Below are 24,401 nucleotides of genomic sequence, written 5' to 3' on the forward strand. Positions count from 1 at the left end.
GCAACTTTTGCAACCCTGTTGCGCGAGCTCTGCCCTAGCATCGTGGGTATCTCATCCAGGAGTGCCCCATGGACCTCGCCCAGCCCCGCCGCGTCGAACACCAGCAGACCGACAAGGGCTACGTGCCGGTGTACACCACCGCGCTCGTCGAGCAGCCGTGGGACACCTATACCGCCGACGACCACGCCACCTGGAGCACGCTGTACCAGCGCCAGCGCGAACTGCTGGTCGGCCGCGCCTGCCAGGAATTCCTGGATGCGCAGGACGAGATGGGCATGAGCGCGCACATGATCCCGCGCTTCGACCAGCTCAACGAAGTGCTTGGCGCCGCCACCGGCTGGACCCTGGTCGGCGTGGAAGGCCTGCTGCCGGAACTGGATTTCTTCGACCACCTGGCCAACCGCCGCTTTCCGGTGACCTGGTGGATCCGTCGCCCGGACCAGATCGACTACATCGCCGAGCCGGACCTGTTCCACGATCTGTTCGGCCACGTGCCGTTGCTGATGAACCCGGTGTTCGCCGATTACATGGAAGCGTACGGCCGTGGCGGCGTCAAAGCGCACGCCATCGGTCTGGACGCGCTGCAGAACCTGACCCGCCTGTACTGGTACACCGTGGAATTTGGCCTGATCAATACGCCCGATGGCCTGCGCATCTACGGTGCGGGCATCGTGTCGTCAAAGGGCGAATCGCTGTACTCGCTGGAATCGGCCGCGCCGAACCGCATCGGCTTCGACCTGCAGCGGATCATGCGCACGAAGTACCGCATCGACACCTTCCAGAAGACCTACTTCGTCATCGACAGCTTCGAACAGCTGATGCAGGCGACCTCGCCGGACTTCACCCCGATCTACGCCGCACTGGCCGACCAGGCGCACCTACCAGCCGGTGATGTGCAGGCCGACGACCACGTGTTCCAGGCCGGCACGGGTGAAGGCTGGGCGGACGGCGGCGACGTGTGATGCGCGCTGCCGCGCGGGTATCCTGCACGGCATGACGGATGCATTTGCTTCGCTGCGCGTAACCGATGTCGCTTTCGACGACGACTTCATCGTGCTGACCCTGGCCGATGGCCGCCGTACCCGCCAGCCGCTGCGCTGGACGCCGGCGCTGTTCGAAGCCACGCCTGAGCAACGCGCGGACTGGGTGGCCACCGCCAGTGGGTTGGGCGTGAACTGGCCTGCGCTGCTGCCGCCGCGCGAGACGGGCGTGGTCGATATCCCCAACCAGGTGTGGGATGACCGCTACGAGGCCGCGCTGGCGCGACTGAAGGCAGCCGCGTGGACGCTGGATGCGCTGTCCGACGAAGACCAGCAGCTGGTGGCGCTGTGGCGCATGGAAGCGGACATCAACAACGGCGGCTTCATGCAGTTCCTGTGCAACTGGGGCGACCCGACCTGCCAGCTGGCGCTGCGTGCGCTGCAGGCGATGGGCGCGGCGCAGACCCACGCGATCCTGGCCGGCATGCGCGGGCTGGTCGACCGGCTGGAAGATGACCCGGCGGTCAAGCAACTGACCGACCTGTACGGCGCGATGACCGAACAGGAGCAGGAGGCGCTGCACGCCTTCGACGAAGCCTATTTCGAGCGACCGGAAGACCTGGCCAGGTTGGGGCTGAAGCACTTCGGCCCGGAACCTGTCGAACGACGATGAGCATGCACGCCGGCGCTGTTCTGTAGAGCCGAGCCCATGCTCGGCTGCGTTTCAATCAGCGCGGGTACACCAGCAGCAGCACCAGATCCTCCTCACCCACCTGCTGCAGCGCGTGCGTGCTGCCGATGCGGGTCAGCAATGCGTGGCCTGCGCGCACGTCGTGCTGCTTGCCATCCAGCACGTAGCTGCCCTGCCCGCTGATGATGTAATAGATCTCATCCTTGTGCTGTGGATGCAGGCCGATGCCGGCGCCCTTGTGCAGCACGCGCTTGCGCAGCACGAACGGCAGGTCCGTGTCGGCGAAGAACGGGTACGCGGTGGTCGGCCCGGCGCCGCCATGCGGGCCGGGCTGGATGCGTGCAACCGTGTCTTCGTGCAGCACCTGCGAGGGCGGCTGCGCATCGGCGCCCTGCGCTGCGCCCATCACGTCGCAGTCGATATCACGCAGCAGCGCCGCCTGCAGTGCAGGCAGCAGCGGCACCGCCTCGCGCAGCACCAGGCAGGCCACCGCATGGGCACCGGCCACGCTGAAGTGGGTGCCGTCGGCCTTGTTCTGCCCGGGCACGAACAGGAAATACGGACGTGCACCCTGCTCGCCCAGCGCACGGATCCAGCGCGTGCTGCGATCGTTGAGCTCGATCAGCGCGACGCGCTCGCGCGCCGCCAGCTGCTGCATCGCCAACGTGTAGCGCGCATGCGTATCCAGCAGTGAACCGAAGTCGTACAGCAGCCGCGCCACCGGCGTGACCAGCACCGGCGTTGCGCCCTTGTCACGCGCCACCTCCACGTAGCGCATCAGCAGGCGCGGATAGTCGGTGTCCGGATCGGTGTAACGCGTGCGGTCTTCGAACTTCGCATCGTTGTGGCCGAACTGGATCAGCAGCACGTCGCCGCGGCGCAGCTCGCTGGCGATCGCGTCAAGGCGCCCTTCGTCGATGAAGCTGCGCGTGCTGCGCCCGCCCTTGGCGTGGTTGTGTACCTCGAAGCGTGCCGGGTCCAGGTAGCTCTGCAGCGCCTGGCCCCAGCCCGCCTGCGGCGCGCGTTCCGGCCCGTATTCGGCGGCGGTGGAATCGCCGGCAATGAACAGCCGCGTCGGCGCCGCCTGCGCGGTGGTGCACGACAACAGCAGCAACAGCAGCAGGTTGCGCATGGCGTGGCCCCGGTAGAGCCGAGCCTTGCTCGGCTGCTTTTCGATCAATGTGCAGCAGCCGAGCATGGCTCGGCGCTACAGAACAACACGCTTCAGCGCGCCAGCCAGCCGCCATCGACCGGCAACACGGCGCCGTTCACGTAGTCCGACGCAGACGAAGCCAGGAACACCGCTGCGCCGGCCAGGTCGTCCGGCGTGCCCCAGCGGCCCGCCGGGATGCGCTCGAGAATCGCCTTGTTGCGGTCCGCATCGGCACGCAGCTGGGCCGTGTTGTCCGTGGCCATGTAGCCCGGCGCGATGGCGTTGATGTTCACGCCCTTGCCTGCCCACTCGTTGGCCAGCAGACGGGTGATGCCGGCGATGCCGCTCTTGCTTGCGGTGTAGGACGGCACGCGGATACCGCCCTGGAAGGACAGCATCGAGGCGATGTTGATGATCTTGCCGCGGCCCTGTTCGATGAAGTGGCGGCCGGCCGCCTGCGAGATGAAGAACGCTGACTTGATGTTGACGTTCATCACGTCGTCCCAGTCCTGCTCGCTGAAGTCCACGGCGTCGGCGCGGCGGATCAGGCCGGCATTGTTGACCAGGATATCCAGCCCGCCCAGCCCGTCGATGGTTTCGCGGACGACGCGTGCCACCGGCTCGATGCTGATCAGGTTGGCTTCGATGGCCAGGCATCGGCGGCCCAGCGCGGTGATCTTTTCAATGGTGTCGGTAGGCGGCGCGATGCCAGCCACGGCGACATCGGCACCCGCGGCGGCCAGCGCCACGGCGATGCCCTGCCCCAGGCCGGTGTTGCCACCGGTGACCAGAGCGACCTTGCCTTCCAGGCTGAAGGGATTAGCCATTGCGTATGCATTCCTTGATGGAGGTGAGCGGAGTCACGGTGACGGCCGCCGCCACGCGGTGTGCGGCGGCCGTGCAGGGCTTACTTCAGCTGGCAGATGTCCAGCACGTGCATGTCGGTGTAGTCCAGGTTCTCGCCGCCCATCGCCCAGATGAAGGCATAGTTGCTGGTACCGGCACCCATGTGGATCGACCACGGCGGCGACACCACGGCTTCGTTGTTCTGGATCACGATGTGGCGCTGCGCGGCCGGCTCGCCCATGAAGTGGTAGACGCGGTCGCTGTCGCCCAGGTCGAAGTAGAAATAGACCTCGCTGCGGCGGTCGTGCAGGTGCGGCGGCATGGTGTTCCATACGCTGCCCGGCTTGAGCACGGTCAGGCCCAGAAGCAACTGCGAGGACTGGCAGGTCGCCGGCACGATGTACTGGTAGATGGTGCGCTCGTTGCTGGTTTCCAGCGCGCCGCGGTCCAGCGCCACTGCGTCCTTGATCGACAGCTGCTTGGTTTCGAAGCGGGCATGGGCCGGCGTGGACGCCAGGTAGAACTGGGCCGGGTTGGCCGCGTCACTGGAAGCGAATACAACCTCCTCGCTGCCCATCGCCACATACAGACCGTCCTTCGGTCCCAGCGTGTAGGCGGTCCCGTCCACGGTGACCGTACCGGTGCCGCTGCCGACGTTGATCACGCCCAGCTCGCGACGCTCAAGGAACGGATGGCCTGCGGCCGACGCGGGCTCGGTCTGCTTCGGCAGGGCCAGCGGAGCGTCGACGGGGGCGGCGCCACCAATCACGAAGCGCTCGTAGTGGGTGTACTTGAGCGTCACCGCACCGGCGTTGAACAGTCCGTCGAGCAGGTACAGGTCGCGCAGCTGGTCATTGCTGGCGCCGTTGATGGCATCGGGATGGGTGGCGTAGTGGGTCTTGCTGTACATGGTTTCTCCAGAGCGGGGGGCGGGCCGACGGGTCGGCCCCGGCGCGGTTCCCGGTCGATTCTAGCCAGACAGGAAACCGGTGTCATTTTGCGCCGCACGATGGCGGGAAGCGGAGCGAGCCTTATCGATGGGATGGGGCAGGTGGGAGGGTCACGACCAACGGCCGTGACCTGCAGGATTGATCCCTGCGGGATCAATCCTCCGGCGGCTGGCAGGAATCGCGCACGATCAGGTGCGGCCGCACGCTGGCAATGGGCAGCGCAGTCTGGCCTTCCGGCTGGATCAGCATCGCTGCAGCGGTGCGCCCGGTGTCGCGGGTGTGCCGCCGCACCGATGTCAGCGAGGGCCACAGGCGTGAAGCCAGCGGGCTGTCGTCATAGCCGACGATGGACAGCTGCCGGGGAATGTTGATACCCGCGCGCAGCGCCACCTTGTAGATGCCCGCGGCCATTTCATCGTTGCCGGTGAAGATGGCGGTCGGCCGGCGCTTGCCCAGCAGCAGCTTCTCGGCCGCGGCCACACCGGATTCAAAGGTATAGCCGGCCTCGATGATGCGGTCCTTCGGCAGTTCGATGCCGCGCTGTGCCAGTGCTTCGATGAAGCCGGCGGTACGTTCGTGGGCCGAACGGTACGCACTCGGACCGGTCACCAGGGCAATGTCGCTGTGGCCCAGCGACAGCAGATAGTCCGCGGCTTCGGCAGCGCCGTCACGGTCGTGGGTGACCACCATCTGCGAGGTCTCGTCCAGCGGCAACGCAGCCACACGGGTGAAACGGCAGCCGATCTCGTCCAGCATGTCGGCCAGCGCCTGGTCCTCCGAGGCACGCGGTACCAGGATCACTCCGTGCAGCTTCTGCTGCTGTACGAAGCGACGCACGCCGTCGATGTAGCCCGGGCTGCGGCTGTCGCAGGGATGCACCACCAGCTCGAAGCTGGAGCCGCGCAGCGCGTCCAGCGCACCGTATTGCATATCCACGATGTACTGCGCGGTGGGGTTGTCGTAGACCATGCCGATCAGGAAAGAGCGGCGGAACGCAAGGCCGCGGGCCAGCGGATCGGGCGTGTAGCCTACCTCGCGCATCAGCGCTTCCACCTTGTCACGCGTGTCCCTGCGCACCAGGGGTGAATTGTTGATGATTCTTGAAACCGTTTTCTTGGATACGCCCGACAGTCGCGCGATGTCGTTGATGGTGGCTGCCTTGCCCTTCGCCAATGCCGGCGTAGCGGCATCGTTCTTGTTGCGCACTGACATGTTTTGAACCCGATAAGTCTGGGAATTCCGGCGCCGCGCTCAGTCCAGCGCGCGGTAGCGGAAGCTGCGGAAGGTTACCGCACCGTTGCCGGCCGCATACAACGCCGGCTTCAGCGCCAGGAACCTGCCCGCTACATTGTGATGGTAACCGGACACTTCCATCTGAACCGGGTACTTCTGCCAAGTGTGCCCGTCGGTACTGGAGTGGAAGGTGACGATGTGGCGGTTGTTGGTCACCCGCAGCCACAGCCTGCCGCCCTTGCCACTGGCCGCCAGCCGGGAAGGGCGCTCCTCACCGTAGCGGTGCATGATGAACGACTCGCCGTTGCTGCCCACGCCCACGTACAGGTGATCGCTGTAGAACAACAGGGCCCCGCCCACGGCGCCCGCGGCGATCTCCATCTCCACCTCGAACTGGTAGGCCGGGTCGCCGGCGATGACGGTCAACGGCGACGCATCACGCGGGGTGCTGCCCTTGCCCTGCACGACCAGCCCGTCGCCGCTGAAGCCCAGCCGCCGGTACTCGTCCTGCGCCGGATTGAAGAACGCCCACTGCGGGCCCAGCGCGCTGCCACGGAAATCATCCGACAGCGCCATGCCATGCGGCGACAACGCCTGACCGGCCGGCTTGCGCAGCGGCTGGCCGAGGTCGCCGCCGGTGGCCCGGAACCAGCCATCATCGGTCCATTCGATCGGTTCCAGCAGGGCCTGGCGACCCAGCGTCCAGAAGCCGTTCTCGTAACCGTGGTACATCATCCACCAGCGCCCATCGGTGCCTTCGATCACCGTCGCGTGGCCACGTGACCACCAGGGCTCGGCCGTGGTTTGCGTGCGCGTGATCGGGTTGTTGGGCGCGTTCACCCACGGACCATGGATCGATCGCGAGCGGGCGGTAATCACCATGTGCCCGGTCGGCGGACCGGCCGTTCCACCCACGGCCGTGGTCATGTAATACCAGCCATCGCGCAGGTGGATCTTCGGGCCTTCCTGGGCATAGGCCTCCACGTCCCAGTTCTGCGGGTAGGTCCAGCCGTCATAAACATGCTTCGGCGTACCCACCACGCTCAAGCCGTCGTCAGCCAGTTGTACGTAGTCGCCGCCACTGAGGAAAAGATACCGCTTGCCATCCTCGCCCACGGCATGGCCGGGGTCGATGTAGCTGCCCAGGCCGATATCGATCGGCTCGCTCCACGGCCCGGTGATGTGGTCGGCCCAGACCACGAAGTTGCTGCGGCGCTCGCCTGTACGCGCCGGAAAGTAGATGTAGTAGCGTCCCTGGTGCTTGACGATGTCAGGCGCCCAGATCGCGCCCACATTCCTCGTGATCGCATTACCCAGGGGCTGCCAGTTCACCAGGTCGCGCGAGTGCCAGATCGGCAGGCCGGGGTAGGCATCGAACGACGACAAGGTGAGGTAATAGTCGTCGCCGTCCTTCAGCACGGACGGATCGGGATGATCGCCCGCCAGCACCGGATTGAGGAACGTGCCATCGCCGCGATCCGCTTGGCGCTGGTGCTCGATGCCACGCTTCCACGGCCCGGCCGCCCACGCCGGCACCACGGCCAGCAGCAACCCGAGCACCGCCGTGGCCGCGACGCCGCGGCACCGCGTCGTGACCGCTTCCCCGCTGCGCATCATGCGCGCAGCGCCGCAGGCAGCCACAGCGACAGCTGCGGGAAGAAGGTGACGATCAGCAGCACTGCCAACGCAGCGAACCAGAACGGCCAGATGGTGCGCATGCTCTGGCCCACGCTGATCTTGCCGATGGAGGTACCAATGAACAGCACCGACCCTACCGGCGGCGTCACCAGGCCGAGGCCGCCGGTCAGCACCAGCACCAGGCCGAAGTGGATCGGGTCGATGCCATAGGCCCTGGCCACCGGCAGGAAGATCGGCGTGCAGATCAGGATCATCGGCGCCAGGTCCATGAAGGTACCCAGCAGCAGCAGCATCACCACGATCATCAGCAGCACCATGAACTGGCTGTGTGCGAACGACTGCAGGAAGTCCACTGCGGCGGTCGGCACCTGCAGGTAGGCCAGCAGCCAGCCGAACACCGCGGCGGTGGCAATGACGAACAGGATCACACCGGTGCTGCGCGCGGCATGGATCACAGTGTCGAAGAATTCGCGCCAGCGCAGCTGCCGGTACAGCACGGTGGTCACCAGCAGCGCGTAGACCACGGCGATGGCCGCGCTCTCCACGGCGGTGAAGATGCCGGCACGGATACCGACGAAGATCAGCGCTACCAGGCCCAGGCCGGGCAGGGCGGAGACCACGCGCAGCAGCACCGCGCGCCAACCGGGGAAGATTTCCACGCCATAGCCGCGGCGGCGTGCCACGGCGTAGCCGGTCAGCATCAGGGCGACGGTCATCAGCAGGGCCGGCACGATGCCTGCGGCGAACAGATCAGCGATGGACAGGCCCCCCCCAGCGGCGGCCGAGAACAGGATCAGGTTGTGCGAAGGCGGCACCAGCAGCGCCACCAGCGCCGCGGTGATGCTGACGTTGACGGCAAAATCACGGTCATAGCCGCGCTTGACCATCTGCGGGATCATCGTGCCGCCGACCGCCGAGACGTCGGCAATGGCCGAGCCGGACACGCCGCCGAAGAACAGCGACGACAGGATCGAGACCTGGCCGAGGCCACCGCGCAGGCGGCCGACCAGCGAGGACGCCAGTGCGATCAAGCGCTCGGAGATTCCGCCGCGCATCATGATCTCGCCGGCGAAGATGAACAGTGGGATGGCGATCAGCGAGGCCGAGCCGGTACCGGCCGAGATCTGCTGCACCAGCACGATGCTGGGAATGTCCAGGTAGAGCAGGGTGGCCAGCGCGGCGGCGGCCAGCGCATAGGCCACCGGCACGCCGAGCAGCAGCAGCACGGCGAATACGGCGAACAGGATGGTGATGCCCATGGGTCAACGATCTCCTTCAGCGTCATCGCTGCCGGCATCGCGGGCCTGCAGCGCTTTCCACGCGCGGTTCAATGCGAACAGCACCATCAGCCCGCCGCCCACCGCCAGCGGCAGATAGTTGATGCTCTGCGGCAGGTTGGCGCCGGCGGCCTTGATGTCCAGCCCGTCGAGCAGCAGGTCGGCCGACCAGAACGCGATGAATCCACCGAGCACGGCCACCACCAGCTGGATCAGCACATCCACCGCGCGACGCAGCGCCGGGCCCATGTAGGCGTGCAGCAGGAAGAAGCCGAAATGGCGGTTGGTGTGCACGCCGCAGGCTGCGCCCAGGCTCATCGCCGTGGCCAGCAGCAGCAGCGTGACCGGCTCGGTCCAGCTGGGCGAATCGTTGATGACGTAGCGGGCGAACACCTGCCAGCCCTGCACCACCACCAGCCCGAGGAGGGCGGCGACGGCGCAGTAGATGGCGATGTCGGCGATGCGGTCCAGCAGGCGCTGTCCTGGCCCGGCGACGGGCGTCAAGGTCTCGGTCATGTTGGGTTCCTCAGGCAGCGCGGATGCGGTTTACCAGCGCGGCGATGTCCGGCTGTTGCAGGTACTGCTTCAGCAGCGGCTGCGCCGCGGCGTGGAAGGCGGGCATGTCCACTGCGTTGGCTTTCACCCCGGAATCGAGCACGGCGCGGCGTGCGGCGCTCTCCGATGCGTCCCAGTGCTCGCGCATCACCTTCACCGAGGCACGGGCGGTGTGCAGCAGCAGCTGGCGATCATCGGCGCTGAGCCGTTCAAAGCTGGCGCGCGACATCAGCAGCACGTCCGGCGCGTAGGAGTGATCGCTCTGCGACCAGTAATGCGCAGCCTCGAAGTGACGGCTGGAGTGGAAGCTGCGCATGTTGTTCTCGGCACCGTCGATCATGTGCGTTTCCATGCCCGAGAACGTATCGCCCAACGACATCGGCGTGGGGTTGGCACCGAGCAGGCGCATCAGCTGGATGAAGATGTCCGAGGAGGCCACGCGCAGCTTCAGGCCATGCAGGTCCTTCGGCGAAACGATCGGATGCCGGGTGTTGTAGAAGCAGCGCGCGCCGGAATCGTAGATCGCCAGACCGACCAGGTCGCGGCGTTCGAAGCCGCGCAGCACCGCGTCGGCCACGCCGTCGTCCAGTGCGGCGCGCTGGTGTGCCACCGACGTGAACACGTACGGCAGGCACAGCGCCTGGGTCAGCGGGAACGCATTGTTCAATGCACCGGCATAGACGCGGGTGATGTCGATGGCGCCGAAGCGGGCCATGTCGATCGCTTCCGATTCGCGGCCCAGCTGGCCCGAGTGGTACTGGTGCAGGCGCAGGCGGCCGTTGGTCTCGCGCTCCAGCGTTTCGCCGATCCACTTCACCGCAGTCACGGTGGGGTAGTCGGCCACGTGCACATCGGTGGCGGTCAGCGCCAGGCTGCCCTCCACACCGGTGGCCGGCCCGCGGCCGCAGGCCGCCAGCATCGGCGTGGCCAGGGCAGCAGCGCCGCCGGCCAGGAAGTTACGTCGTGTGATCATCTGCGCCCTCCCGCGCGTGTTCACCAGGGCAGGCCGGCGGTCATCCCGCCGGCACGGCCCGGCAGGCAATGTCGCCGAAGCCAGCGAACCGCACCAGCGCGGTCTGCCCCACGGTGATGTCATGGATGCCGGTGGCGTTGCCGGTGGCGATCAGGTCACCCTTGCGCAGCGGCCGGCCACGCAGGGCCGAACGGGACAGCGCGAAGGCGTACGCAGCGCGCAGGCCACCCGGCAGGCGAGTTGCTCCGCCAGTGCCGACCACGTCGCCTTCGATCAGTGTCTCGGCGCGCAGCGAGGTTTCATCGCGTGCGGTCCAGTCGGCGATCTCCGGCCCGAGCACCAGACCGTTGTTGTTGCCGAAATCGGACACCACCACGCGCGGGCCGAGTTCGTTGATGGTGGCCAGCGGGCTGCTGGCCACTTCCACGCCGATGTAGAGGCGCGCAGGCAGGGCCTCGGCCTGTTCCGGCGACCAGTGCAGTTGTCCGGCAGGAGCGTCCTCCAACAGCTCCAGCACGTACTCCGCTTCAACGGCGCCGAAGCCACCGACGAACACCGGAATGTCGGTTGTTCTACCGGTATCATTCCAGAGCTGACGCTTGAAGATCGGGCCCAGCAGGCGCTCATCGCCGGAGCCATCTCGACGCTCCGCGGCGATATAGCCCACTTTCCAACCGATCACCTGGTCGTCCCACCGATCAATCGCCCGGTCCTGAACCTGGTAGGCGCCCACCAGATCGGTCGGGATCGCGCCGGGAAACGCGGGCAGGGCAGTGCCTGCGCGACGTGCCTCGGTGAAAGCGCGGGCGATCGCGGCTGCATCGTCCGGCGCCGGTGCCTGCCCCTGTGTGCCGTGTTCGTTGCTCAAGAACGGTCTCCCTCTACGTTGTTGCACTGCCCATCGACAGCGTCTGCATGTGGTGTATATGGTAAACCGGTGTCATCACGCAAGCCGCAGCGCATCACGCCTCGTTCCCGGGCGCGTGCGGCACGCTGCCCATTCCCGCTGGAGCCCGGCCTGTCATGCTTCTATTCCGTTCTGTGCTGTGCCTGTCCGTTCTGCTGTTGCTCGCCCCGGCGCATGCTGCCGATGTTCCGCTGCGCGATGGCCAGCGGCTTGCCGGGGAGGTGGCGGGCGAACGCCTGCCGCTGTGGCCAGACGGTCAGGTGCCTGGTGAAAGCGGCCCGGCGCGGGCCGCACGCGTGGTTGAACGCAGCGCCGATCCCGCACGTCCAGACCGGTTCGTGGATGGCATCGATGCGCCGTACATGATCGTGCACGCCCCACCCCATCCGAACGGCCAGGCCGTGCTGGTCATTCCAGGCGGCGGCTACCAGCGGGTGGTGATCGACAAGGAGGACAGCGAGCTGGTACCCGACTGGGTGCAACGCGCGGGCTTCACACTGTTCGTACTTCGCTACCGTCTACCGCAACCGGGCCGGGACCGCCAGGCGGCACTGGCCGACGCCCAGCGTGCGCTGCGGGTGGTACGCGAGCAGGCGGCGCGGCGCGGCCTGGACGGCGACGGCGTGGCGGTCATGGGCTTCTCCGCCGGTGGTCACGTGGCTGCGCGACTGGCCACCGCATTCGATGCGCCGGTCTATCCCGCGCGGGATGGGATCGATCGTTTGAGCGCGCGGCCTGCGCGGGCGGTGCTTGTCTACCCGGTCATCGACATGGGCGCGCACGCGCACAGCGGCTCGCGTGCACGACTGCTGGGCCAGCAGCCTGACGCTGCGCTGGCTGGCGCGTACTCCGTGCAGCAGCACGTCCGTGCGGACATGCCTCCGACAATGCTGATACATGCCAATGACGATCACGTGGTAAGCGTGCACAACAGCGAGGTGATGGCCAAGGCACTGGCCGCAGCAGGTGTAGAACACGAGCTGCACCTTTTCGCCCACGGTGGCCACGGCTTCGGCATGCGGGTACCGGCGACCGCCACGCTTGCATCATGGCCCCTGCTGGCGCAGCGCTGGCTGGCACCCCGCATGGACGGGCGCGAGTGATGCGCCGGGCACCGACCGATCTGCAGCGCCGTCGCTTCCTGCGCGACAGCGCGCAATGGGCAATGGCGACGGCCACGCTGGCGGCACTGCCAGCTGCTGCGATACCCAACGTACGCGAGGAGCGCCCGCCCATCGTCCGCGTGCGCGGCGGGCGTCTGCGCGGCCAGCAGCAGCAGGGCGTGCGGGTGTTCCGCGGCGTGCGCTACGGCGCCGATACCGGCACCCATCGCTTCCAACCGCCACGGCCGGAAGTGGGGTGGAACGGGATCGCCGATGCAGTGGGTTATGGCGCCTCGGCACCACAGCGCGGCGCAGAAGGCCCCGGCAGCGAAGACTGCCTGTTCCTCAACATATGGACCCCGGCGCTGGGCGACGGCGGCCGTCGTCCGGTGCTGGTCTATATCCACGGCGGGGGCTTCAACAACGGCTCCGGCAGCGACCCGCTGTACGACGGCAGCGCGCTCTGCCGTCGCGGCGATGTCGTGGTGGTCACCGTCAACCATCGCCTCAATACCTTCGGATACCTGTACCTGGGCGCGCTGGGCGATGCACGCTATGCGGCGTCGGGCAATGTCGGCCAGCTCGATCTGGTGCAGGCGCTGCAGTGGGTTCGGGAGCATGCCGCGATCTTCGGTGGTGATGCCGGCAACATCACGGTGTTTGGCCAGTCCGGCGGGGGCGCCAAGATTGCTACGTTGATGGCAATGCCAGCCGCGCGCGGACTGTTCCAGCGCGCGTGGACGATGAGCGGCCAGCAGGTCACGGCGGCAGGCCCGCGTGCAGCCGCACAGCGCACGGCAATCGCGATGCAGGCGGTGGGCGCGAAGGACCTGGAGGCACTGCTGCGACTGCCCGCCGCCGATCTGCTGGCGGCAACCGGCGCACGCGATCCCTCCCGGGTGGAAAGCACATCGTTGTATTTCGGACCTGTGTTGGACGAGGTCAGCCTGCCGGTCCATCCGTTCTGGCCGCAGGCGCCGCTGCAGTCGGCCGGCATTCCAATGGTGATCGGCAATACCCGCGATGAGACCCGTGCCTTCCTGGGCAATGATCCGGCCCACTTCGCGCTGACCTGGGAGACGCTGCCGGCGGAGCTGGAAAAGCAGCAGTTCGTCGATCTGCTGCCGCAGGCGGTGATTGCCGAGTATCGCCGGCTGTATCCCCATTACACGCCGTCGGAGGTGTTCTTCGCCGCCACCACCGCCGGGCGTTCCTGGCGTGGTGCCGTGGAGGAACTGGAAGCGCGCGCGCGCCAGCCCGGTGGCGCTGCCCCCACCTGGGCCTACCAGCTGGACTGGCCCTCACCGGTGGAAGAAGGCCGGCTGCGCGCTTTCCATACCCTGGACATTCCGCTGGTGTTCGACAATGCCGGCCTGCCCAGCGCACGCACCGGTGGCGGCGCGGACGCGCACGCGCTGGCGGCGACGATGAGTGACGCGCTCATCGCCTTCGCCCGGACCGGCGATCCCAATCATCGCGGCATGTCGCACTGGCCCGCGTACGATCTGTCACGGCGGCAAACGATGCTGTTCGATCGCGAGAGCCGCGCGGTGGACGACCCACGCGCCGGCGAGCGCGCACTGTATGGGAAAGTGCCATTCCTGCAGCGCGGCACGCAGTGATGACACCGTTGTGCAAACATTCTGTTAACCGCTGTCGGCTAGAGTCGGGTCATGGAAGCAATGTCCACGCCACTGCCGTTCACCGGCCGGGAGCGCCTGGTTGCCGCGATCGATTCGGCGGTGATGCTGGGCAGGCCTGAGGCGATCACCGACGCGCTGCAGCAGGTTCTGCGCGAGGCCATCGTCGATCCGTCCATCCAGCTGCCGCCCTGCGTGCGGCGCCCGGTTGAAGGGCATTACGCGCGTCGCGAGCTGTACCGCAGCCCCACGCTGGGCTACAGCATCATCGCCATGTGCTGGGGGCCGGGCCAAGGCACGCCACTGCACGACCATGATGCGATGTGGTGCGTGGAGGGGGTCTGGCAGGGCGAGCTGGTGGTGACCCCTTATGCGCTCCTGGAGCAGGAGGGCGAGCGCCATCGCTTTGCTGCACAGCCGACGCTGTACGGCCATCGCGGCAGTGCCGGCAGCCTGATTCCGCCCTATGAGTACCACACGCTGTGCAACGCCAGCGAGGAGGACGTGGCGATATCGCTGCACGTCTACCAGGGCGTGATGGAACGCAGTGCAGTATTCGATCCGCTGGACAACGGCTGGTACCAGCGGCGGATGAAAATGATGGAGACCGACGCGGCCTGAACGCGCCCCGCCGGGCTTGATCCGGCGGCGCCGCCTCCCATCAACGCGGTACGTACACCACGTTGTTCAACCGGGTCACTTCCTCACCACCATCGGCCAGTGCCACGCGCACGCGCAGGCCGCTGCGGTCGCCCATCGGCAGGGGCAGCGATACCTGCACCGTCTTCGGTTGCAGATCGCTCGGCGCGGCCAGTGCCGGTACTTCGGTGCGAGCCAGCTCACGACCGCGGGCATCTTCCAGCACGGCCACGCCCACGCCACTGCCGACATGGCCCAGGCTGTGCACGGTCACGTGCACTTGGCGGCCGTCCACGCGCACATCGCCGCGGCCGATGCCCAGGTCCGCGCGGGTTTCCACCGGTGTGCCGGCACTCATCCGCTCGAATTCGAAGATCTCGGTGCGCCCCGGGCGGAACTGCATCGGCACCGATACGCTGGTTTCCAGCGCTACGCTGCGTTCGGTCGGCGTACCGTCGATGCGGCCATCACCATCGGCGTCCACGCCGCTACGCACGCGCCAGGTGCCGCTGGCCACGTTCCATCCGGTCATGTCGGCGGCGATGATGCGCGTGCCCAGGTTATAACTGGTCACGGTGAAACGTTCGCGCGAGGGTGCATGCACCAGCAGGGCGACCTGCTCGGCGGCACCGTCGCGGTCGAAGCGCCAGCTGACCGTGTGGCCAGGCCAGCTCTGGTTGCGCTTCAGCGCGATACCCCCCAGGCGCGCGCGCTGCAGGAACTCACTGGGCGCTTCCACGCGGTCGGACCACCAGTGGCCCTCAGTGTTCATGTAGGCGCGCTGCACCTTGGCCTGCAGGCCGTCGGCATGCAGCGCGTCGATGTACTTCGTATCGCCGCTGGCCTGCCACGCCATCAGGCTGGCAAAACCGGTCTTGCCGGCATCGGCCTCGGCGGTCAGCAGCGGATACCAGTCCTGCTGCCGACCCAGCGCTTCGACGTAGTTCTCGCCGAGGTTGGCCAATGCGCTCGGGCCGCCGCGTGCCACCCGGTAGTCCAGGGCCTGCAGGTACTTCGCATCGCCGGTCCAACGCCATGCCGCCCAGAACGTATGCATGATGTCGCCGCTGCCGGAGCCGTTGTTCAACTCGCCGCCGCGGGTGGCACCGGTGGCCCAGTTGATCTCGTTGGGCAGGGTGAAGCGCCCCTTCGCGTCGGTGCCTGCGTGGGCCAGGTAGCCATCGGCCAGGCCGATCACCAGCTTGCGGCCGGTCGGATCGGCGTTGTACTGGCCCAGCAGGAACGCCGGGTGCAGCACCGGGAAGGAGTAAGGCTTCTGCCACTGCCAGTTCGGCTCACGGTAGACCTTGTTGCCACCGAACCAGTTGCTGGAAAACACCAGGTGGCCCTGCGGATTGCGCAGGATGATGCGCTCATCGAACGCCTTCACTGTTTCCATCAGGCGCTCCAGCGTCAATGGATCGCCCCAGTTGAGGTACAGCATGGCGCTGTTGGTGTTGATACCTTCCTCGTACGAATGCAGCTCGTCGGTTTCGATGGTGCTCAAGCCATTGCTGAACATGCCATTGCGGTAGACCGCATCGGACAATGCGGTCAGCGAGGCGTTCAATCGATCTGATTGCACGCCCATCAGCGCCAGCCCCGGCCACTGCTGGGTCAGGTCGGAATCATCGGAGATGCCACCGCCGAAGTCGCCGTAGGCCACCTGGCGCTGGTCGATCCACCAGTCGACGAACTGCCGCACCTGGGCCAGGTCCTGCACCTGGTGGAATGCCCATGCCGGCACGCCCTTGGGCACCGCCGGTGCGGTGTAGGGCGGGCGGCCCTGGCTGTTGTAGCTGATGTAGTTCCAGTACAGGCGGCCGAGCTCGTGGTCCGGGTCCACCCGCAGCAGATCGCTCAGGTCGGCGTACACGCGCGCGTACAGGCGCTGACGCTTGGACGTGGTGTGTTCCTCCACCAGGAAGCCCCAGTTGTCGCGCACCTGGTTGAAGCGGTCGGCCAGGTGTTCCTTCAGGGCGTCGGTGCGCGGCTTGAACACCAGGCGGATCTGCGCGCCATCCAGCGCGCCGGCGTCGAAGCCCGGCGCGGCCGAGGCGATGCTCAGCCACAGGCTGTCGGGTGTGAGGATGCGGTCACGCAGGTCCAGCCACAGCGTGCGTTTCTGCCCCGGCGGCACCGACACCGAGACATCGATCATGTCGCGCGCCGGCCAGATCGGATCCTTGATGCGGATGTTCAGTGGAATCAGGCCATCGTGCGTGGCCGCCAGGTCCAGTGCGGGAAGGTCGATGGCTACGCCATCGAGGCCATCGTGCATGTTCTCCCAACTATAGGCCCAGCTACGGATCAACGGCTGGTTGGCGGGGGCATCGCCCACGCCTGATGGAATCAGCACGTGCACGATCGGCCGCGGCTGCGCCGGCAGGCTGTCTGGCCCGCGGCGGCGGGAACCGGCGCCCTTGGGCAGGGCCATCACCGTGCTGCGCTCGGCCACCGGGTAGCGGCCATCGATGTAGCGGCGCAGCGCGTCCAGGTTGGTGTAGTCGGGCAGCGCCTGGCTGTCGACGATGTAGGTCTGCTTCACCGTGCCTTCCGGTTCAGCACCCTCGCTCACGTTGTAGGCCCAGATCTCCTGGATCGGTGTTTCCTGCTCCACATTGCTGAAACGCAGCACGCCGCCCTGGTGCGCGGCAATGTCCTGCACGCTGCGCACCACGCCACGCGGCCGGGTGGCCAGCACTTCGGTGGCGTGATCGGCATCGGGGCCGTGGGACAGGCTGCCGAACGCCGCGCCGCGGATCTCCACCCGGTTCACTGTTTCACCGGCAGGCAGGCGCAGATCCAGATGCTGGCCGCTTTCGACGTACGTGTTCCAGTCAGGCAGCTGGAAGTAGTCGTTGCGGCCGGGCAAGCGCGAGCGGTTGTAGACGCCTGGCCAGGTGGTTTCGGCGATGCCGTCGGTGGCCTTCCACATCCACGCCTTGAGGTCGCGGGTATCGGCGAATTCGATTTTGCGGATGCGCGTTCCGCCCGTGGAAAGCGCCGGTGGCGCCGCAGCTTCCCAGCCGAAGCGATGGCGCCAGGCGCGCTCGTCGGACGCCGGCGCCACCGCGCTGGCCGCGTTCCTGCCGGCTGCCACGGCCTGCACGGCGGTGGCATCCAGCATGCGGTCATACACGCGGATGTGCTGGAAATCGCTGCCGCGCAGGAAGTTGTAGCGGCTCTGCACCTGGTACGGTGCCATCACGCGGCCCGCCAGGCCCAGCTGGTCCAGCGCGGCATCGTAGTCGCCGGTGGCCTGCGCACGCGCCACTTCGCGGCCGTCAACGAACAGGCGCACACCCTGATCTTCGTCCCAGGCGAAAGCCAGGTGCAGCCACTGGTCCGGCCGCGGCGGTGTGTCCATGCGGAACGACACGCGGGTACGTGCCAGGTTGGCGTCGGTCACGAAGGCATCGAAGCCGTGGCCATTCCAGTCGATGCGCAGCCAGGCCATGTCCCAGCTGCTGTGGTCGGCGTAGCCGACGCGGAAGATGACAAACGGTGCTTCGCCCACCGCGTAGCGCGAACGCCAATCGAAGGCGAGCGTGCCGCGCTGGGCCTGGATGTTGCCCGGTGCATCCCAGGCCAGTACCCCATCGTCTTCCCACTGGATGGCCTTGCCCCCTGCGCCGTCATCGACGACCGCCACCTTGTCGCGGAAATTCGGCGCGGTTTCGCCGTGTGCGGTCGCCGCATGCAGGCCCTGGTTGGCATCGACGTGGAACAGCAGGGTAGGCGGGGGCGGGGCATCGGCGGCGGCCGTCTTGGCGCCAGTGGCCAACGTCACTGCCAGCAGCAAGCAGCGGCACAGGGTCGTACGGTGCGGCATGAACACGTTTCCTTTCAACGGACGACGGCCGGCGATGGGCCGCCGGACCGTAGCAAGGCCACGGCACGACGGCACCTTGCGGCGCAGCAGTGGTCACGGCGAACGGCGGCGCGCATCAGCGCGCGCCGCCGGCGTTGCTCAGAACTTGTAACGTACACCCAGCAGGAACTGGCGCCCGGTTTCGGTGTACTGCAGCGGCAGGCGGCCGGTGGCGGGTGAATACACCCACTCGTCGGATGCCTCGTTGGTCAGGTTGATGCCTTCCAGGCTCAGTTCCAGCTGGTCGCTGATCCTGTAGCGGATGGATGCATCAATCACCGTGGTACCGGTCATGCCGTGGTAGCCCTCCAGGTTGAAGCCGGTTTCCTGCCCCGGCACCTGGGTGAGGTAGTCATCGCGGTTGGTGGCGGACACGCGACCGGAGAAGGTTTCGCCTTCGTAGAACAGGGTCGCATTCCAGGACGTCTTCGACAGGCCCAGCAGATCGTTCTTCATCACCGGCTGGCCGGCGGAGTTGATGTACTGGATCTTCGATTCCACCCAGGTGTAGTTCAGCTGCACGCCCAGGTTCGACCACTTGCCGGGGAGGAAGCTGAAGGGCTGCGTGTAGTTTGCTTCCGCACCGTACAGCTCACCGCCGGGCGTGTTGACCGGCCGGGTGAAGGTGAAATCGTCGGTGGGCGAGGCGCCGGTGCCGGTCAGCAGCTCGGCGGGCAGGCCACTGTCGGTGAACGGGCGGTTCTCGCGCAGGGTCTGCACCGAGGTCTCGATGTCCTTGTAGAACAAGCCCAGGCCAGCCATCGCACCTTCGGCGAAGTACCACTCAAACCCCAGGTCGACATTGGTGGCGCGGGTCGGGTCCAGATTGGGATTGCCGCTGGAGATGGTGCGTGCACCACCGGCCACCGCTACCGTGGCGCCGGGGGTCAGGCTGCCCAGTCCCGGGCGCGTCATCACCTTGGCTGCGCCCAGGCGGATCAGGAAATCGGGCGTGACCTCGGCCACCAGGTTGAACGAGGGCAGCGTGTCGTCGTAGGTGCGGGTGGCGGTGGTTGAGGTAGTACCACTGGCGAGCGTGGACAGTCCGGTGGACGACTGCTTGGTACGCACGTAGCGAACGCCGAAGTTGCCCGACAGCGGCAGCGAGCCGATCTCGGTGCTGAACTCGCCCATCAGGTACGCGCCGCGATCCTTCTCTTCCACGCTGCGCACGTTGTTGGCTCGTGGTGCCACGGCGTAGATGCCACTGTTGCTGTAGATGTCGAACTGGTCGGCGATCGCATCCAGGTTGGGCACCACCCAGTTGGACGGGCTGCCGTTGATGCCGTTCAGGCCGGCGGGACTGGTCATGTCCACCGGCACGATCCTGCTGCCGTTGGCGAAGGTGGGCACGGCCAGTTCGCTGGCACGGCGCAGCTCGGTGGTCTTGAACGTGTAGTCCTTGGCCAGCACTCCGCCCTTCAGGCGGAAGCCCGGGCTGATGTTCCAGTTGAAGTCGATCTGGCCAGTGTCGAAGTCGTTGTCCACGTACTGCGGACGCAAGCGGATTTCCGCCAGTTCCCAACCGTTGGGATCTGTTGGATCAATGCCATAGTTGAGGACCGGGAAGCGGCTGTTGCCCCGGTAATCGTAGCTGTAACCCTTGACGTCGTACTTGTCCATGATGACGGTGGTCTGCACCGGGTTCTCGTGCCTGGAGCGCGAGATACCGAGCTTGCCGGACAGGGTGAAGTCATCGCCGAAACGGTGTTGGCCGTTCAGGCTGATCTGCTTGAAGGCAGTACTCCACTCGTCATGGCGGTTCTCGGTGCGGATGTCGACGTTGTCGAATTCGCCATAGACCAGCGCACCGTTGCGGATTTCACCGTTCCTGACAATGGTCGACGGCTTGCCATCGCGTTCGGGGCGGCGCGGAACGCTGGTGTCGCGGTTGCGGCTGAAGGAGATCGCTTCGATGTAGCGCTCGTCGCGCGTGGCATCGATCTTCGAATACAGCATATCCAGCGAGACCTCGGTGGCACTGCTGGGCTTCCACTGCAGCGAGCCGGTCACCCCCAGGCGCTTCTGCTCGTGTTCCATCTGCACATAGCGCGGGAAACGCGGATGGTAGACATCAGCGCTGCGTGCGGCGGTGAAGGGCGATGCCGCGCTGAAGCCACCGTTGCTGGGGCCGTTGGCCCAGCGTCCGGTGTTGGAGCCTTCTTCAAGCACCTGGCGCTCGGAGTAGGCCACCGACAACAGGGCACCGAAGGTGCCATCAGCGAACGTATTGGAGATCAACGCTGCCAGCCGCGGGTCGGCTTTCTCGGACATCTGGTTGTAGCCGGCCTGGCCGCTGGCGGCGAAGGTGAAGCCGTCATAGTCGAACGGACGCGCCGTGCGCAGGTCGACCGTAGCGCCCAGCGAGCCTTCTTCCACATCGGCCGAAGCGGTCTTGCGCACCAGCAGCTGCGAGAACAGGTCCGACGCGAACACGTTGAAGTCGAAGCCGCGGCCACGATTGGTGCCGCCGCTCTGGTCACCGGCACCGACGGTGGTCAGCGCCTCCATGCCGTTGATGCGAACACGCGTGAAATCCGGGCCGAGGCCGCGTACCGAGATGTTGCGACCCTCACCGGCCTCGCGGGTGATCACCACGCCGGGGATGCGCTGCAGCGATTCGGCCAGGTTCAGGTCCGGGAACTTGCCGATGTCCTCGGCGACGATGGCGTCGACCACGCCGGCTTCGCCGCGCTTGATGTCCAGCGCCTTCTCGACACTGGCGCGATAGCCAGTGACGTTGACCGTGTCCAGGTCGGTGGCGGTCTGTTGTTGCGCGGTCGCGTTCGCCGACAGGGCCAGTGCTACGCCCATCGCCAGCAAGGTAACCGGTGTCTTTTTTCCATGGATCCGAGATTGCATGCCTTTCCCCTCTCCCAAAGGTCTGGTATCGCGCTGTGCAGCGGAATGACACCGCTAGTCAAATCCGACGTTAACAGCACCACGGGCATCGGGCATCTTGCAGCGCAACAGATCTGTAATGTCTCCAAGAGGCTTGCGGGACAATGCTTTCGACATGATGACCAAGCACGTGCAAGGCAGACTCGGTCTAGAATGACACCGATAGTCAATCGCCACGCCCCCTCGCGTGGTCCACTTACATGCCATGCAGTGTCCCATGCTGGTGGCGCGCGTGAAGGAGCTGATATGGGTCGTATCGTCTGTTTCGGTGAACTGTTGCTGCGCTTGGGCGCGCCCGGCCACGAGCTGCTGCTGCAATCGCCACAGCTGCAGGTCCACGTGGGAGGCGCCGAGGCAAACGTAGGTGTCTCGCTGTCCCGGCTGGGACATCACGTGGCGATGGTGGGCGCCGTGGCGGGCAATCCGCTGGGTGCCCATGCGCTGGGCGAACTGCGCCGGCACGGCGTGGATACCCGTCATGTGCGCGAAGTACCGGACGCACGCATGGGGCTGTACTTCCTCACCACCGGCGCGGTCCAGCGTGCCAGCGAAGTGGTCTATGACCGCGCCGATTCAGCGTTCGCGCGCAGCACTGCGGCTGACTATGACTGGCCCGCGCTGCTGCAGGGCGCACAGTGGCTGCACCTGTCCGGTGTCAGCCCGGCACTGGGACCGGAGGTGGCGGCCGCCACGCTGGCGGCGGCATGCGCGGCCCGCCAGGCCGGTGTCCGGGTCTCCTTCGACGGCAATTTCCGGCCCCGGCTCTGGCAGCGCTGGGGGGGAGATGCCCAGGCGGTATTGCGCGAGCTGTTCGCGCAGGCTGACATCGTGTTCGCCGACTACCGTGACATGGAAGTGGTGCTGGGTACGCGCTTCAGTCAGCCGGAGGTGATGGAGCGGATCGACGCGGCTGCAAGCGCCGCGTTCAGTGCCTTTCCGCAACTGCAGTGGATGGCATGCACACAGCGGCAGGTGCTGAGCGTGGACCACCATGCGATGGGCGCGTTGCTGCTGGGTCGTGACGGGACGCGCGCGCACGCTCCGCCGCGCCATCTGCAGGGCATTGTCGACCGCATCGGCGGCGGTGATGCCTTCGCGGCCGGCATCCTGCATGGCATCCTGTGCGACCTTGATGCCGACGCCACCGTGCGTTTCGGCCTGGCCGCCGGGGCGTTGAAGCACTCCATTCCCGGCGATTTCAATCCTGTCAGCGAAGCTGACGTGCTGGCCCTGTTGGGCGAGGAGCGATTCGATGTCCGCCGCTGATCCGCGCCTGCGCGCACTCTTGAAACTGGCACCGGTGATCCCGGTGTACACCCCCGAAGATGTGGATGAAGCAGTCCACGTGGCCCAGGCGCTGTTCCGCGGCGGCCTGCCGGTGATCGAAGTGACCCTGCGCACGCCGCAGGCACTGGATGCGATCACGGCCATGGTTGAAGCGGTACCCGACGCGGTGATCGGTGCCGGCACCGTGCTCACCCCTGCGCAGATGCAGGCGGCAAAGCAGGCAGGCGCGCGTTTCGCGGTGTCTCCCGGTGCAACGTCGACGCTGTATGCCGCCGCGCGCGATGCCGACCTGCCATACCTGCCCGGTGCCGCCACCGCCTCGGACCTGATCCTGGGCCTGGAACATGGCAAGGACACCTTCAAGTTCTTCCCGGCGGTGCAGGCCGGCGGTGCGGCGCTGCTGGCGGCCTGGCACGGCCCGTTCGCCGACGTGCGCTTCTGCACGACCGGTGGCATCAGCGCGCAGACCGCGCCGCAGTTCCTGCACCTTCCCAACGTGCTGTGCGTGGGCGGTTCGTGGCTGACCACGGCGGCGCTGCTGCAGACCCGCGACTGGGACGCCATCGAACGCCTGGCGCGAGAGGCTGCCGTACTGGCCAGCTGAACCGCAGCGTCGATCTTCCATAGTTTGATCGTGATCAAAGCGCCGGCCTCGAGCCGGCGTCATTCTGTGGGCAAGCGCACTACGGAGATCCGAGCATGCATTCCACCATGAAGGCCGCCGTCGTACGCGAGTTCGGCAAGCCACTGGTCATCGAGGAAGTCCAGGTACCGCGCCCGGGGGCGGGCGAGGTACTGGTCAAGATCGAGGCCTGTGGCGTCTGCCACACCGACCTGCACGCCGCCGAGGGCGACTGGCCGGTGAAACCGAACCCGCCATTCATCCCCGGCCACGAGGGCGTGGGGCACGTCGTGGCCGTGGGAGGCGGGGTAGGGCACGTCAAGGAAGGCGACAGGGTCGGCATCCCCTGGTTGTACTCGGCGTGTGGCCATTGCGAACACTGCCTGGGCGGCTGGGAAACGCTGTGCGAAACGCAGCGCAACACCGGCTACTCGGTCAACGGCGGGTTCGCCGAGTACGCACTGGCCGATGCCAACTATGTCGGCCTGCTTCCGAAGGGAGTGGGCTTTGTCGAGATCGCGCCGGTGCTGTGCGCCGGCGTGACCGTCTACAAGGGCCTGAAGGTGACCGACACCAAGCCGGGTGACTGGGTGGTGATTTCCGGCATCGGCGGCCTGGGCCACATGGCCGTGCAGTACGCCCGCGCGATGGGCCTGAACGTGGCCGCGGTGGACGTCGACGACAACAAGCTGGCGCTGGCCCGGCAGCTGGGTGCGCAGATCACCGTCAACGCGCGCACCACCGACCCCGCTTCCTTCCTGAAGAAGGAAATCGGCGGCGCGCACGGCGCCCTGGTCACCGCGGTGTCGCCGAAGGCATTCGAGCAGGCACTGGGCATGGTCCGGCGTGGTGGCACCGTGTCGCTCAACGGCCTGCCGCCGGGCAATTTCCCGTTGGACATCTTCGGCATGGTGCTCAATGGCATCACCGTGCGCGGCTCGATCGTCGGCACCCGGCTGGACCTGCAGGAGTCGTTGCAGTTCGCCGCCGAGGGCAAGGTCGCAGCCACGGTCAGCACCGACCGCCTGGAGAACATCAACGAGGTGTTCGCGCGCATGCACGCGGGCACCATCGAAGGCCGCGTGGTGCTCGACTTCGCCGCCTGACCGCCTGTGCATGGCCGCCGTCGCTC

Annotated in this window: 19 protein-coding genes; 8 read left to right on the top strand and 11 right to left on the bottom strand. The window is 66.8% G+C overall.

What is annotated here, in order from left to right:
- Nucleotides 1-68 precede the first annotated feature (68 nt).
- Nucleotides 69-962 carry a phenylalanine 4-monooxygenase gene (phhA, locus tag AC5P8Z_RS15110; protein ID WP_295566488.1) on the top strand — a complete coding sequence of 298 codons (894 nt, stop codon included), beginning with the start codon at nt 69-71 and terminating at the stop codon, nt 960-962.
- Between the two features lie 31 nt (nt 963-993).
- A complete protein-coding gene (locus tag AC5P8Z_RS15115; protein WP_495229423.1) occupies nt 994-1,653 on the top strand; it encodes a DMP19 family protein in 660 nt (219 codons plus the stop codon).
- 55 nt (nt 1,654-1,708) lie between these two features.
- On the opposite strand, the gene AC5P8Z_RS15120 is transcribed toward AC5P8Z_RS15115, so the two are convergent.
- The 9 genes from AC5P8Z_RS15120 to AC5P8Z_RS15160 all read right to left on the bottom strand — a co-directional run bounded on the left by AC5P8Z_RS15120 (nt 1,709) and on the right by AC5P8Z_RS15160 (nt 11,164).
- Nucleotides 1,709-2,803, bottom strand: coding sequence for a GDSL-type esterase/lipase family protein (locus tag AC5P8Z_RS15120; protein WP_495229424.1), 1,095 nt, complete (start codon nt 2,801-2,803; stop codon nt 1,709-1,711).
- Between the two features lie 92 nt (nt 2,804-2,895).
- Entirely contained in the window at nt 2,896-3,651 is a 756-nt protein-coding gene (kduD, locus tag AC5P8Z_RS15125; RefSeq protein WP_125429153.1) for a 2-dehydro-3-deoxy-D-gluconate 5-dehydrogenase KduD, read from the bottom strand.
- 80 nt (nt 3,652-3,731) lie between these two features.
- Complete coding sequence (gene kduI / locus AC5P8Z_RS15130; protein WP_285318591.1) at nt 3,732-4,580, bottom strand: 5-dehydro-4-deoxy-D-glucuronate isomerase; 849 nt, start codon at nt 4,578-4,580, stop codon at nt 3,732-3,734.
- Between the two features lie 193 nt (nt 4,581-4,773).
- The gene (locus AC5P8Z_RS15135; protein WP_106549175.1) at nt 4,774-5,832 is read right to left on the bottom strand and encodes a LacI family DNA-binding transcriptional regulator; all 1,059 of its coding nucleotides are present in this window, start codon (nt 5,830-5,832) and stop codon (nt 4,774-4,776) included.
- A gap of 39 nt (nt 5,833-5,871) precedes the next feature.
- Nucleotides 5,872-7,467, bottom strand: a complete 1,596-nt coding sequence (locus tag AC5P8Z_RS15140; RefSeq protein ID WP_495229454.1) for a family 43 glycosylhydrolase — start codon at nt 7,465-7,467, stop codon at nt 5,872-5,874.
- Nucleotides 7,467-8,750 (bottom strand): TRAP transporter large permease, encoded by a 1,284-nt coding sequence (locus tag AC5P8Z_RS15145; protein WP_106549174.1) that lies wholly within the window; start codon nt 8,748-8,750, stop codon nt 7,467-7,469. Before AC5P8Z_RS15145 ends, AC5P8Z_RS15140 begins: the two co-directional genes overlap by 1 nt.
- Nucleotides 8,751-8,753: 3 nt before the next feature.
- On the bottom strand, nt 8,754-9,284 hold the full coding sequence (locus AC5P8Z_RS15150) for a TRAP transporter small permease (RefSeq protein WP_106549173.1): 531 nt from the start codon (nt 9,282-9,284) through the stop codon (nt 8,754-8,756).
- A gap of 10 nt (nt 9,285-9,294) precedes the next feature.
- The gene (locus AC5P8Z_RS15155; RefSeq protein ID WP_125429146.1) at nt 9,295-10,296 is read right to left on the bottom strand and encodes a TRAP transporter substrate-binding protein; all 1,002 of its coding nucleotides are present in this window, start codon (nt 10,294-10,296) and stop codon (nt 9,295-9,297) included.
- Between the two features lie 40 nt (nt 10,297-10,336).
- A complete protein-coding gene (locus AC5P8Z_RS15160) occupies nt 10,337-11,164 on the bottom strand; it encodes a 2-keto-4-pentenoate hydratase (RefSeq protein ID WP_495229425.1) in 828 nt (275 codons plus the stop codon).
- Between the two features lie 173 nt (nt 11,165-11,337).
- On the opposite strand from AC5P8Z_RS15160, the gene AC5P8Z_RS15165 reads away from it, so the two are divergent.
- Genes AC5P8Z_RS15165 through AC5P8Z_RS15175 form a run of 3 tightly spaced genes read left to right on the top strand, consistent with a single transcriptional unit; the run spans nt 11,338 to nt 14,567 of the window.
- The gene (locus AC5P8Z_RS15165) at nt 11,338-12,306 is read left to right on the top strand and encodes an alpha/beta hydrolase (RefSeq protein ID WP_495229456.1); all 969 of its coding nucleotides are present in this window, start codon (nt 11,338-11,340) and stop codon (nt 12,304-12,306) included.
- A complete protein-coding gene (locus AC5P8Z_RS15170) occupies nt 12,306-13,928 on the top strand; it encodes a carboxylesterase/lipase family protein (protein WP_295566475.1) in 1,623 nt (540 codons plus the stop codon). The genes AC5P8Z_RS15165 and AC5P8Z_RS15170 overlap by 1 nt, the downstream gene beginning before the upstream one ends.
- Nucleotides 13,929-13,979: 51 nt before the next feature.
- Nucleotides 13,980-14,567, top strand: coding sequence for a cysteine dioxygenase family protein (locus AC5P8Z_RS15175; protein ID WP_286070471.1), 588 nt, complete (start codon nt 13,980-13,982; stop codon nt 14,565-14,567).
- 40 nt (nt 14,568-14,607) lie between these two features.
- Here AC5P8Z_RS15175 and AC5P8Z_RS15180 read toward each other — a convergent pair whose 3' ends face one another.
- Entirely contained in the window at nt 14,608-18,420 is a 3,813-nt protein-coding gene (locus tag AC5P8Z_RS15180) for a LamG-like jellyroll fold domain-containing protein (RefSeq protein ID WP_495229426.1), read from the bottom strand.
- Nucleotides 18,421-18,558: 138 nt separating this feature from the next.
- Nucleotides 18,559-21,321, bottom strand: a complete 2,763-nt coding sequence (locus tag AC5P8Z_RS15185) for a TonB-dependent receptor (RefSeq protein WP_295566470.1) — start codon at nt 21,319-21,321, stop codon at nt 18,559-18,561.
- Nucleotides 21,322-21,606: 285 nt separating this feature from the next.
- Here AC5P8Z_RS15185 and AC5P8Z_RS15190 point away from each other — a divergent pair, with 285 nt between their 5' ends.
- From AC5P8Z_RS15190 to adhP, 3 genes are all read left to right on the top strand, one after another.
- The gene (locus AC5P8Z_RS15190) at nt 21,607-22,626 is read left to right on the top strand and encodes a sugar kinase (protein WP_286070469.1); all 1,020 of its coding nucleotides are present in this window, start codon (nt 21,607-21,609) and stop codon (nt 22,624-22,626) included.
- A complete protein-coding gene (eda, locus tag AC5P8Z_RS15195; RefSeq protein ID WP_495229427.1) occupies nt 22,613-23,251 on the top strand; it encodes a bifunctional 4-hydroxy-2-oxoglutarate aldolase/2-dehydro-3-deoxy-phosphogluconate aldolase in 639 nt (212 codons plus the stop codon). Before AC5P8Z_RS15190 ends, eda begins: the two co-directional genes overlap by 14 nt.
- 95 nt (nt 23,252-23,346) lie before the next feature.
- The gene (gene adhP / locus AC5P8Z_RS15200) at nt 23,347-24,375 is read left to right on the top strand and encodes an alcohol dehydrogenase AdhP (protein WP_495229428.1); all 1,029 of its coding nucleotides are present in this window, start codon (nt 23,347-23,349) and stop codon (nt 24,373-24,375) included.
- Nucleotides 24,376-24,401 lie beyond the last annotated feature (26 nt).

Source organism: Stenotrophomonas sp. YJH_SMC_17 (genome assembly GCF_059371655.1).

Excerpts from the sequence above, each read along its gene's own strand:
- phhA (WP_295566488.1), top strand. The coding sequence starts at position 69 with ATGGACCTCGCCCAGCCCCGCCGCGTCGAACACCAGCAGACCGACAAG.
- AC5P8Z_RS15115 (WP_495229423.1), top strand. The coding sequence starts at position 994 with ATGACGGATGCATTTGCTTCGCTGCGCGTAACCGATGTCGCTTTCGAC.
- AC5P8Z_RS15120 (WP_495229424.1), bottom strand. The coding sequence starts at position 2,803 with ATGCGCAACCTGCTGCTGTTGCTGCTGTTGTCGTGCACCACCGCGCAG.
- kduD (WP_125429153.1), bottom strand. The coding sequence starts at position 3,651 with ATGGCTAATCCCTTCAGCCTGGAAGGCAAGGTCGCTCTGGTCACCGGT.
- kduI (WP_285318591.1), bottom strand. The coding sequence starts at position 4,580 with ATGTACAGCAAGACCCACTACGCCACCCATCCCGATGCCATCAACGGC.
- AC5P8Z_RS15135 (WP_106549175.1), bottom strand. The coding sequence starts at position 5,832 with ATGTCAGTGCGCAACAAGAACGATGCCGCTACGCCGGCATTGGCGAAG.
- AC5P8Z_RS15140 (WP_495229454.1), bottom strand. The coding sequence starts at position 7,467 with ATGCGCAGCGGGGAAGCGGTCACGACGCGGTGCCGCGGCGTCGCGGCC.
- AC5P8Z_RS15145 (WP_106549174.1), bottom strand. The coding sequence starts at position 8,750 with ATGGGCATCACCATCCTGTTCGCCGTATTCGCCGTGCTGCTGCTGCTC.
- AC5P8Z_RS15150 (WP_106549173.1), bottom strand. The coding sequence starts at position 9,284 with ATGACCGAGACCTTGACGCCCGTCGCCGGGCCAGGACAGCGCCTGCTG.
- AC5P8Z_RS15155 (WP_125429146.1), bottom strand. The coding sequence starts at position 10,296 with ATGATCACACGACGTAACTTCCTGGCCGGCGGCGCTGCTGCCCTGGCC.
- AC5P8Z_RS15170 (WP_295566475.1), top strand. The coding sequence starts at position 12,306 with ATGCGCCGGGCACCGACCGATCTGCAGCGCCGTCGCTTCCTGCGCGAC.
- AC5P8Z_RS15175 (WP_286070471.1), top strand. The coding sequence starts at position 13,980 with ATGGAAGCAATGTCCACGCCACTGCCGTTCACCGGCCGGGAGCGCCTG.
- AC5P8Z_RS15180 (WP_495229426.1), bottom strand. The coding sequence starts at position 18,420 with ATGCCGCACCGTACGACCCTGTGCCGCTGCTTGCTGCTGGCAGTGACG.
- AC5P8Z_RS15185 (WP_295566470.1), bottom strand. The coding sequence starts at position 21,321 with ATGCAATCTCGGATCCATGGAAAAAAGACACCGGTTACCTTGCTGGCG.
- AC5P8Z_RS15190 (WP_286070469.1), top strand. The coding sequence starts at position 21,607 with ATGGGTCGTATCGTCTGTTTCGGTGAACTGTTGCTGCGCTTGGGCGCG.
- eda (WP_495229427.1), top strand. The coding sequence starts at position 22,613 with ATGTCCGCCGCTGATCCGCGCCTGCGCGCACTCTTGAAACTGGCACCG.
- adhP (WP_495229428.1), top strand. The coding sequence starts at position 23,347 with ATGCATTCCACCATGAAGGCCGCCGTCGTACGCGAGTTCGGCAAGCCA.